9 protein-coding genes are annotated in these 8,458 nt (G+C 63.4%); 5 read left to right on the forward strand and 4 right to left on the reverse strand.

Annotated features, from left to right (window positions below; translation table 11 throughout):
- Nucleotides 1-879 (reverse strand): sulfotransferase (locus VII69_13335; protein HEY5096093.1); only part of this gene is annotated, 879 nt, incomplete at its 3' end.
- Nucleotides 880-1,025: 146 nt separating this feature from the next.
- Here VII69_13335 and sat point away from each other — a divergent pair.
- From sat to VII69_13360, 5 genes are all read left to right on the forward strand, one after another.
- Nucleotides 1,026-2,222, forward strand: a complete 1,197-nt coding sequence (gene sat / locus VII69_13340) for a sulfate adenylyltransferase (protein HEY5096094.1) — start codon at nucleotides 1,026-1,028, stop codon at nucleotides 2,220-2,222.
- A gap of 56 nt (nucleotides 2,223-2,278) precedes the next feature.
- On the forward strand, nucleotides 2,279-3,055 hold the full coding sequence (locus tag VII69_13345; GenBank protein HEY5096095.1) for an ABC transporter ATP-binding protein: 777 nt from the start codon (nucleotides 2,279-2,281) through the stop codon (nucleotides 3,053-3,055).
- Nucleotides 3,000-3,746 (forward strand): ABC transporter permease subunit, encoded by a 747-nt coding sequence (locus VII69_13350; protein HEY5096096.1) that lies wholly within the window; start codon nucleotides 3,000-3,002, stop codon nucleotides 3,744-3,746. Before VII69_13345 ends, VII69_13350 begins: the two co-directional genes overlap by 56 nt.
- Nucleotides 3,747-3,868: 122 nt before the next feature.
- Nucleotides 3,869-4,435 (forward strand): adenylyl-sulfate kinase, encoded by a 567-nt coding sequence (cysC, locus tag VII69_13355; GenBank protein HEY5096097.1) that lies wholly within the window; start codon nucleotides 3,869-3,871, stop codon nucleotides 4,433-4,435.
- Nucleotides 4,432-5,247, forward strand: a complete 816-nt coding sequence (locus VII69_13360; GenBank protein HEY5096098.1) for a PHP domain-containing protein — start codon at nucleotides 4,432-4,434, stop codon at nucleotides 5,245-5,247. The genes cysC and VII69_13360 overlap by 4 nt, the downstream gene beginning before the upstream one ends.
- Nucleotides 5,248-5,428: 181 nt before the next feature.
- Here VII69_13360 and VII69_13365 read toward each other — a convergent pair whose 3' ends face one another.
- The 3 genes from VII69_13365 to secF all read right to left on the reverse strand — a co-directional run.
- Nucleotides 5,429-6,433: a sulfotransferase gene (locus VII69_13365; protein ID HEY5096099.1), complete on the reverse strand. Its 1,005-nt coding sequence runs from the start codon at nucleotides 6,431-6,433 to the stop codon at nucleotides 5,429-5,431.
- Between the two features lie 10 nt (nucleotides 6,434-6,443).
- On the reverse strand, nucleotides 6,444-7,361 hold the full coding sequence (locus tag VII69_13370; protein HEY5096100.1) for a cation diffusion facilitator family transporter: 918 nt from the start codon (nucleotides 7,359-7,361) through the stop codon (nucleotides 6,444-6,446).
- A partial coding sequence (gene secF, locus VII69_13375) for a protein translocase subunit SecF (protein HEY5096101.1) occupies nucleotides 7,327-8,458 on the reverse strand: 1,132 nt, incomplete at its 5' end. The genes VII69_13370 and secF, both read right to left, overlap by 35 nt.

Raw genomic sequence — 8,458 nt, forward strand, 5'->3', positions numbered from 1 at the left:
ATCCAATCCGAACAGCGCGAGGATCTCGATCGCGCGGTCTATCTGCGCGGGCGTCACCCACGTGCGCCATGCGTCGATGAGATTCGATCCGGTGACGATCGCGCTCTCTTCGCGGCTCAAGATGGTCGGGTGATAGAGCTGCGAGAAGACGTCGCGGTTATACGGCCGTCGCAAGTACTTGAACAGGCGGTCGAACTCGAATTTCGGGCGCTCGCAAAAACTCTCGTAGTACGCCACGTGGACGTCGTGGGGCGCCAGTTGACGGAACGGCACGTAGTTCTCCACGCACCACAGGAAGATGTGCTTTTCGAACTCGTCGCGCGTGCCTTCGATCTGATCCCGGAATTGGCCGACGTGATCGTCGAGCAATGCCGGCTGATCCAAGATCTCGTCGAGATGCGTCTGCCACCCGAGCTGCATGCGCGAGTTCGCGTCCGCGCACGGATGACGCATGAGCCATACGATCGGTGTCTGCGGGAAGCGGTCGCGCATCCATTTGAGCATGAGGTTGGCGCGGATCTCCGGTATGACGCGCCGCCGGCTGATCAGCCGATGGTTGAATTGGTCGACCCACGCGTTGCGCACCGCACCGCTGAGCACGAGCCGGGCCGGCAGAACGAACGCCGGATCGTTATCGGCGGGGCGCAGATACTGGCGATAACGGAAATGCTCCACTTCCGGCGTTTTATACGGATTGAAAGGCTCGAAGACGTAGCGGTAATCGTTGCAATAATTGACGATGTTGGCCACCCATGCGGTGCCGCTGCGGCCGGTGCCGGCTACGACCACGGCGGCAGCCGGATCCGGATTGAGATCGAACTGCACGCTTCGCACCGCATTGTCAAAACTCGACGCGGCATGTTTGATCGCACGCTTCATACGTATCGCCTATTATAGAACGAGCGGCGAAGTTCCTAAGCAAGCGCACAAAGTGCGGACTCTCGGGTCGACTTTTGGGACCTGCGCACCCACGCGCATGCGCGGGAAAGACCATGGGTCCCGTGGAAACGCACAGTAGGCTCATCATGGTTCAAACACTCATGGAGGTCGCTTTGTCCACGCATTCCACTCTCATCACTCCGCACGGCGGCACGCTCGTCGACCGGGTCGCAAAAACCGGCGCGGCGATGAAACTCGCCGCAGAGGCGGCCACCTTGCCGAAAATCGCACTCTCGGAGCGCGCGCTCTGCGACGTCATCTGCATCGCGACCGGCGCCTACTCGCCCCTCGAAGGCTTCATGGGCTCGGCCGACTACAATTCGGTCGTGGACGGCATGCGGCTGGTGAATGGCACCATCTGGCCGATCCCGATCGTGCTTCCGATCGAAGAGTCACTGGCGAGCCGGCTCAAAGCGGGCGACAAGGCGGCTCTCGTCGACACGTCGTTCAATATGGTCGCTATCATCGACATCTCGGAGATCTACCACGCCGATCATGCGCGCGAGACCCTGAAGGTCTACGGCACCTCGGACCGCGAGCATCCCGGCGTCGCGGCCGTGCTCGACGCGCCGCCGCACTACTGCGCTGGCACGATCACGCTCATCGCCATGCCGAAGCCCGACTATCCCGATGAAGCGCTCACGCCCGCGCAGACCCGCGCGAAGTTCTCCGAACTCGGTTGGCGCACCGTCGTCGGATTCCAGACCCGCAATCCCGTCCATCGCGCGCACGAGTATCTGCAGAAAGTCGCGCTCGAAAGCGTCGACGGCTTGCTGCTGCACCCGCTCGTCGGCAAGACCAAAGGCGACGACGTCCCGGCGGACGTGCGCATGAAATGCTACAAAGTGCTGCTCGAGAAATATTATCCGATGGGCCGCACCGTGCTCGGCGTCTTTCCGGCCGCCATGCGCTATGCCGGCCCTCGTGAAGCCGTGCTGCACGCGATCGCTCGCAAGAACTACGGTGTGAGCCACTTCATCGTCGGGCGTGACCACGCCGGCGTCGGCACCTACTACGGCACATTCGAAGCGCAGCGGATCTTCGACGACATCGAAGACGAGCTCGAAATCACCATCATGCGCTTCGAGCACTCGTTTTGGTGCAATGTCTGCGAAGGAATGGCCACCACGAAGACGTGCCCGCACAAGGCGGAAGACCGCGTCGCGTTGTCGGGCACCAAGGTGCGCGACATGCTCCGCGCCGGCGAGCGCCCGCCGGCGGAATTCTCCCGCCCCGAAGTCGCGGACGTATTGATCGCGGCCATGGCAGGGACCACCGTATAGCCGGCCCCGGCACGTCGACGCCCGGACGGGCGGGCGCGATCGAAATCGCAGGCGCAGTGCGCACGTTCGCGGGCGGCGCCGGCGTCGGCCCCCTCGATCTTTCCATCGACGCCGGTGAGTTTGTCAGCATCGTCGGTCCGTCCGGCTGCGGCAAGTCGCTGCTCATCGATTTGATCGGCGGCCTGACCGCTTGCGACGCGGGCGAGGTGCGGGTCGGCGGCACAGCCGTCCGTGGCCCGAGCGGCGATCGTCAGATCGTCTTCCAAGACGGCGAATTGTTCCCGTGGCTGACCGTCGAAGGGAACATCGCGTACGGGTTGCACGCCCGCGGAGAAAATCCGGTGAAGATCGCGAGCGCGGTCGAAGCGTTCTTGCACATCGTACGCTTGGAGAAGGTTGCGCATCTGTACCCGCACGAGTTGTCCAATAGCATGCGGCAGCGCACGGCGATCGCGCGCGCGCTCGTCCTGCGCCCGCCGGTGCTGCTGCTCGACGATCCGTTGGCAGCGCTCGACGAGGTGACCCGGGCCATCTTGCAGCGAGAGATCGCCGACCTATGGCAACTCTTCAAGTCCACAACCGTGCTCGTGACGCATAACGTCGCGGAAGCGTGCTTGCTCGGCGATCGCGTGGTCGTGCTCTCCGCGAGTCCCGGACAAGTCGTGGAGATCGCGGAGGTAGACGCGAGCAGACCGCGGACGCTCGACGACGTCGACGGCGTGGTCGCGCGGGTCGGCATGGTGCTGCGCACCCAAGTGTACGAAAGAGGAGACGATCATGAAAGTCTTGCGGGAACTATGGTTCATCGCATTCGTCCTCATTCTGTGGGCTAGCGCGACCGGCAGCGGGCTCGTGCCCGCCAAACTGCTTCCGTCACCGCTCGTCACGCTCGACGCACTCCGTGCGCAAATCGCCAGCGGCTCCATCGAGCAGGCGCTGGCTGCGAGCGCCGCGCGATTGGTCATCGGTTATCTCCTGGCGTGCGCGCTCGGCCTCGCTTTCGGCCTTGCGCTCTCGTTCACGAAGGAATGGGCCGTTGGAGTGAAGCCGGTCTTCTTGAGCCTCCTCTCAGTGCCCAGCGTTACGTTTGTGCCGCTCATGCTCGTCTGGTTCGGCCCCACCGACAAGTGCATCATCGCCACGATATTGATCCACGCGTCCGTCACGATGGCGATGGCGACCGTGGACGGCGCGGCGGCTATCCGCAGCCGGACCGTGCAGGCTGCGCGCGTCCTCGGCGCTCGAGGTTGGTATCTCATCCGGTCGGTGTTGATTCCGGCGGCGCTGCCGAGCGTGATGTCCGGCGCGAAGCAGGCGTGGGCCTACTCGTTCCGCGCGCTGCTTTCCGGCGAATTGCTCGTCGCTGGAACGGTCGGTCTCGGCCGGTCTCTCGATCAAGCACAGCTCAAAGCCGACGTCCCGACCATGATCGCAGTCCTCCTTGTGGTAGCACTCTTCTCCCAGGCGGTAGACGCGTTGGTTTTCCGCCGTATCGAGGCAAAAGCGTTGCTAGGCGTCCACTAGTCCCTGCGAGCATTGGGACCTACCGCCCCTCAAAATGCGCTTGAAGGGGCAAAGGCCGCGCTGGTGTCTATCCGAACACTTGTTATGTACACCACTATTCCGCCATAAGGAGCACCGTCCACTTGTCGACACAAAAAGGCTTTATGATCTGGTTCACCGGCTTGTCCGGATCCGGCAAGACGACCATCGCGCGTATCCTTGAGACGCGCATCAGAGCTGCTGGCCACACCTTTGAGTCGCTCGACGGTGATGTCGTGCGCACCAATCTTTCCAAAGGTCTCGGCTTCTCCAAGGAAGACCGCGACACGAACATCCGGCGCATCGGCTTCGTCGGCCACCTGCTGCAGCGCAACGGCGTCGGCGTCGTGTGCTCGGCCATCTCGCCGTATAGCGCCACGCGCGACGACGTCCGCGAGATGGTGGGCGAGGACTTCATCGAAGTGTTCGCCGACTGCCCGCTTGAGATCTGCGCCACGCGCGACGGCAAAGTCGAGATGTACGCAAAGGCCATGCGCGGCGAGCTCAAGGAATTCACTGGCGTGTCGGATCCGTACGAGGCCCCCGAGACGCCCGAGCTGCACCTCAAGACGCACGAAGAGACCCCCGAGCAAAGCGCCGACAAAGTCATGCGCTATCTCGTGGAGCGCGGTTACGTCGCCGCGGAATCGCTCGTCGCGGGCGCTCGATGAGCGAAGCCTATATCGATCTCCAGTTGCACACCAACTGCTCCGACGGCGTCTGGTCGCCAGAGCGGTTGTATGAAGAGGTCCGCGCAAGAGATCTCGAGTGTTTCTCGGTCACCGACCACGACACCATTGACGCGTATCCGGTGCCGGCCGATCTGGCGTCGCGCTGCGTGCCGGGGCTGGAAGTCGATACCGAGCACGAAGGACACACGGTGCACCTGTTGGCGTACGGCGTGACCGATCCCGATTGCGCGCTGCTGTCCGCTCTGCGCAAGCAGCGCGACGAGCGCATCGTCCGCATGAAAGCCATCGTCGAGCGGATGAGAGGCCTCGGAGTCGACATCACGTTCGAGGATGTCCGTGCACAAGTCGCCGGCGGCGGCTCTGTCGGCCGGCCGCATCTCGCGCGCGCGCTTCTCGCAAAGGGCATCGTCTCGAATATTCAGGAGGCGTTCGACAAGTATCTGGCCGATGGTGAGAAGGGCTTCGTCAAGCTCAAGCGGCTGACATCGGCCGACATCGTGCCGATGGTGCACGAATCGGGCGGCATCGTCGTGATCGCCCATCCCAAACGCCTGCGTGAAGAGCGGCATCTCGCGGAGATCGCCGACCTAGGCGTCGAGGGCGTCGAAGCCGTCCATCCGTCAGCGGATGCAGAGTATCAGCGGCATATCATCGAGTTCGCCGACGCGCGCGGGCTGCTGGTCACCGGTGGGACCGATTTCCACGCACCCGAGACGCATCCGATGCCCGGCATCATGTTCTCACGCGACCGCCTAGAGCGGTTCCTCGCACGGGTCGCCGCGCTGGCGTAGCCAGATTTTTGTGGAGGACAAATGTACTAGGGCAAGCATCGCTTGCCCCGTTTTTTTGTAGGAGGGCCGCTGTACTAGGGCAAGCATCGCTTGCCCAACAAATGGGTGAGCGTTGCTCACCCTCCTACATTCTAAGATGGGCAAGCGATGCTTGCCCTAGTACAGCGGCCCCAGTACACGACTAGTCGGCGGCGAGCAGCGCTTGCGCAGCTTTCGGGTCGGGCATCGGCCCTTCGTTGTAGAGCCGGTCTAAGCCGAACAGCGCCAGTATTCGCATTGCTTTAGCGACGTCTTCGCTTGCGATCTCTTCACGCCACAGAGCGACGACGCTCTTGCCGGTGTTGATGGCCGCATCCTTACGCGTCACGGGCGAGGGACGCTTGACGAACGACAACACGTCGTCGTCGTACTTGACGGAAAAGTATTTGAAGAGCCCGTCGATCTCGGTTTCCGGCGTTTCGGAGAAGTGCTCGTAATACGCCAAGTGCAGATCGCCCGGCCGGCATTGGCGCAACGGCACGTAGTGATCGACGCACCATGAGAAGATCCGCTGCTCGAAATCGCTCGCACCGCGCAAGCGGTCCATCTCGTCTCGAAACGGTTGGAGATGGTCCTTGATGAGTTCGGGCTCATCGAACAAGCGCGCGAAGTAATTCGTGTTGCCGCGCTTCATGCGCGAGTTGACGGTTGCGATCGGGTGCCGCAGCAAAAGCGCGATAGGCATCTCGGGAAAGCGCTCGTGGAGCCATTTCAGCCACAGGTTCGCGCGCACTTCTTTGATCATGCGGCGCGTGCAGAATACGCGTCGGTTGTAGTGGTGCGTCATGTAGTTAAAGCCTTGAGCCCCGGTGACCAGTCGCCGCGCCGGGATCACATACTTGTCCGCCGTTTCGTCGGGCCGGAGGTAGAGGCCGTAGAGGAACGCATCGCTGACGCCGCCACGCCACGGGTTGAACGGTTCGTTGATATGACGAAAGTCGTTATGGTAGTTGAGGACACTCGCGAGCCACGTCGTGCCGCTTCGCGCGAGTCCGGCCAGGAACACGCACGCTTTTGGGCTGCGGTCGAAGTCGAAGACCGGCCGCCAGAGCAAGAGGCGCTCCCAAGGGGAGTGCACGGCCGCGCCCGGATAGCGGCGGCTCACTTTGAACATGCCGCTCTTTTCTTGCTTCGTCGCGTCGGGCATGGCGGAAATCCTACTCCTCGGGCTCTAGGTGGATCAGCACGTGGGCGCGGGGCAGCTCGCGCTTGATATCGACCACAATGGTATCGGATTGATCGTGGGCCTCTTTGAGCGGCATGTCGCTTCGCATCTGCAGATGGAAGTCGATGAATTCGCCGCCGCCCGCGCGCCGCGTCCGAAGCTTATGATAGCCTGCGAAGATCCCGTGATGGCGCTCGATGATCTCGCGGATGTGCGCTTCTTGATCGGGCGGCAGGCGGCCGTCGGTCAGGTCGATCACCGCCTTCGCGGTCACCGCGTACGCCGCGCGCACGATCAGGCCGGCGATGAGCAGCGAGAGTATCGGGTCGATGATAACGAGCCCCGTGATGCGGATGGCGGCGAGGCCCACGGCCACGCCGAGCGCGGTCCACACGTCGGCTTGCAGCTGCATCGCTTCCGCCTGGAGGGCCGGGGATTGCTCGAGCTCGGCGACTTTGCGCAGCCGCACCCACACGAACCAGGTGATGATGCTCGACGCGACCATCACGGCGATGCCGATCTCCAGATGCGCCGGCATGGCCGGCGCGTGGAGCTTTGCGATGGCTTGCCAGACGACGAACGCGGCCACCGCCATGATGAAAAACGCCTCGATGGCGGCGCTGACATTTTCGAACTTGCCGTGGCCGTACGCGTGGTCGTGGTCCGCCGGCCGCGCCGCGAGCCGGACGGTGATCAATTGCACCGCCGTGACGAACACGTCGGTAGCGGAGTGCACCGCTTCCGAAAGCACGCTGACCGATCCGGACAGCAGCCACACGATCAGTTTCGCCACGACGAGCAGCGTGTTGGACAGCAACGGCGCGAACAGCGCCTCGGTGCGGGCGCGCTCCGTGCGGCTTAGCGGGTCTTGGCCTTCAGCGTGTCTCGTCGGCGTCCGAAGCGGCGTCATCTGAACCGTCGTCCACGCCATCGGTGAGCAGTTCGACGCCGCCATCCTGTCCGGCGATGCCCGTGCCCTCGTCGCGCCTGCGCCGGTAGCGGGGGGGCGGCGCGGATGGACGCTTGACCTTATTGCGTTTCGCCTGCGCCCGCTGCATCGCTTGATTTTGGTCGCCCGCCGCTTGGATATCGCTCGCAGGCTGCGGCCGGGCTTGGCCAACGGGTTTTGCGATGCGGCCGCTTGCGCCGGCGGCCTCGCGCGCGAGCGTGGCGGCGCGCGCGCCTGCGCGCTTGCGATTGGTGCGGTCCTGCCACAGCACGAGCAGAGGGCTCGCGATGAAGATCGACGAGTAGGCGCCGCTCGTCACGCCGACCAGCAGCGCGAAGGCGAAATTCTTCAGCGTGTCGCCGCCGTAGAAGAACAATGCGAGCAGCACGATCAGCACGGTGGCGAGCGTGTACACGGAACGCGTCATGGTCTGCAGCAGCGACGTGTTGACCATGCGGTCGTACGGCTGATCCGCCATGAGGCGGCCGTTCTCGCGGATCCGGTCGAAGATGACGATCGAATCCATGACCGAATAGCCGATGACGGTCAGCAGCGCCGCGAGGAATGCGTCGTCGGCTTTCCGGTTCGCGAGCGCGTAGATGCCGACCATCACGATGACGTCGTGCAGCAGCGCGATGTCGGCGATGACGCCGAACCGCAACTGGTTGCCGAAGCGGAACGCGATGTACAACAGTTGGAGGCCGAGCGCGATGACGAGCGCCAGCAACGACTTCTGGAGATACTCCTTGCCGAGCGTGGGACCGACGGCCGTGTTCTGGCTCTGCGCGCGGTCCACGATGAAGCCCGCCTTGTCCAGCGCGTCGTAGATCGGGCTGGGATCGCTGATGACGGACTGGCTCGAGATGGTCACGCGGTCGTTCGGCGCCACGTCGCCCGCTTTGTAGGCGAGCTGCAAGATCGCGTCGCCGCCTGCTATTGCGGCGTATTGCTTGCGGATCTCAGTTTGTTTGGCCGGATCGGCATCGCCCGAGTCGACCGTGCTGACATCGATATGCGAAAGCGCGGCGCGCACCTGCGTTTCGGTGACCGTCCGGCCT

This window comes from Candidatus Eremiobacteraceae bacterium (assembly GCA_036511855.1).
GTDB lineage: Bacteria > Vulcanimicrobiota > Vulcanimicrobiia > Eremiobacterales > Eremiobacteraceae > JABCYQ01.

Bases quoted from the DNA above. Each gene is read 5' to 3' on its own strand.
- VII69_13365 (HEY5096099.1), bottom strand. From the start codon at position 6,433: ATGCCCGACGCGACGAAGCAAGAAAAGAGCGGCATGTTCAAAGTGAGC.
- VII69_13370 (HEY5096100.1), bottom strand. From the start codon at position 7,361: ATGACGCCGCTTCGGACGCCGACGAGACACGCTGAAGGCCAAGACCCG.
- VII69_13350 (HEY5096096.1), top strand. From the start codon at position 3,000: ATGAAAGTCTTGCGGGAACTATGGTTCATCGCATTCGTCCTCATTCTG.
- sat (HEY5096094.1), top strand. From the start codon at position 1,026: ATGGTTCAAACACTCATGGAGGTCGCTTTGTCCACGCATTCCACTCTC.
- VII69_13360 (HEY5096098.1), top strand. From the start codon at position 4,432: ATGAGCGAAGCCTATATCGATCTCCAGTTGCACACCAACTGCTCCGAC.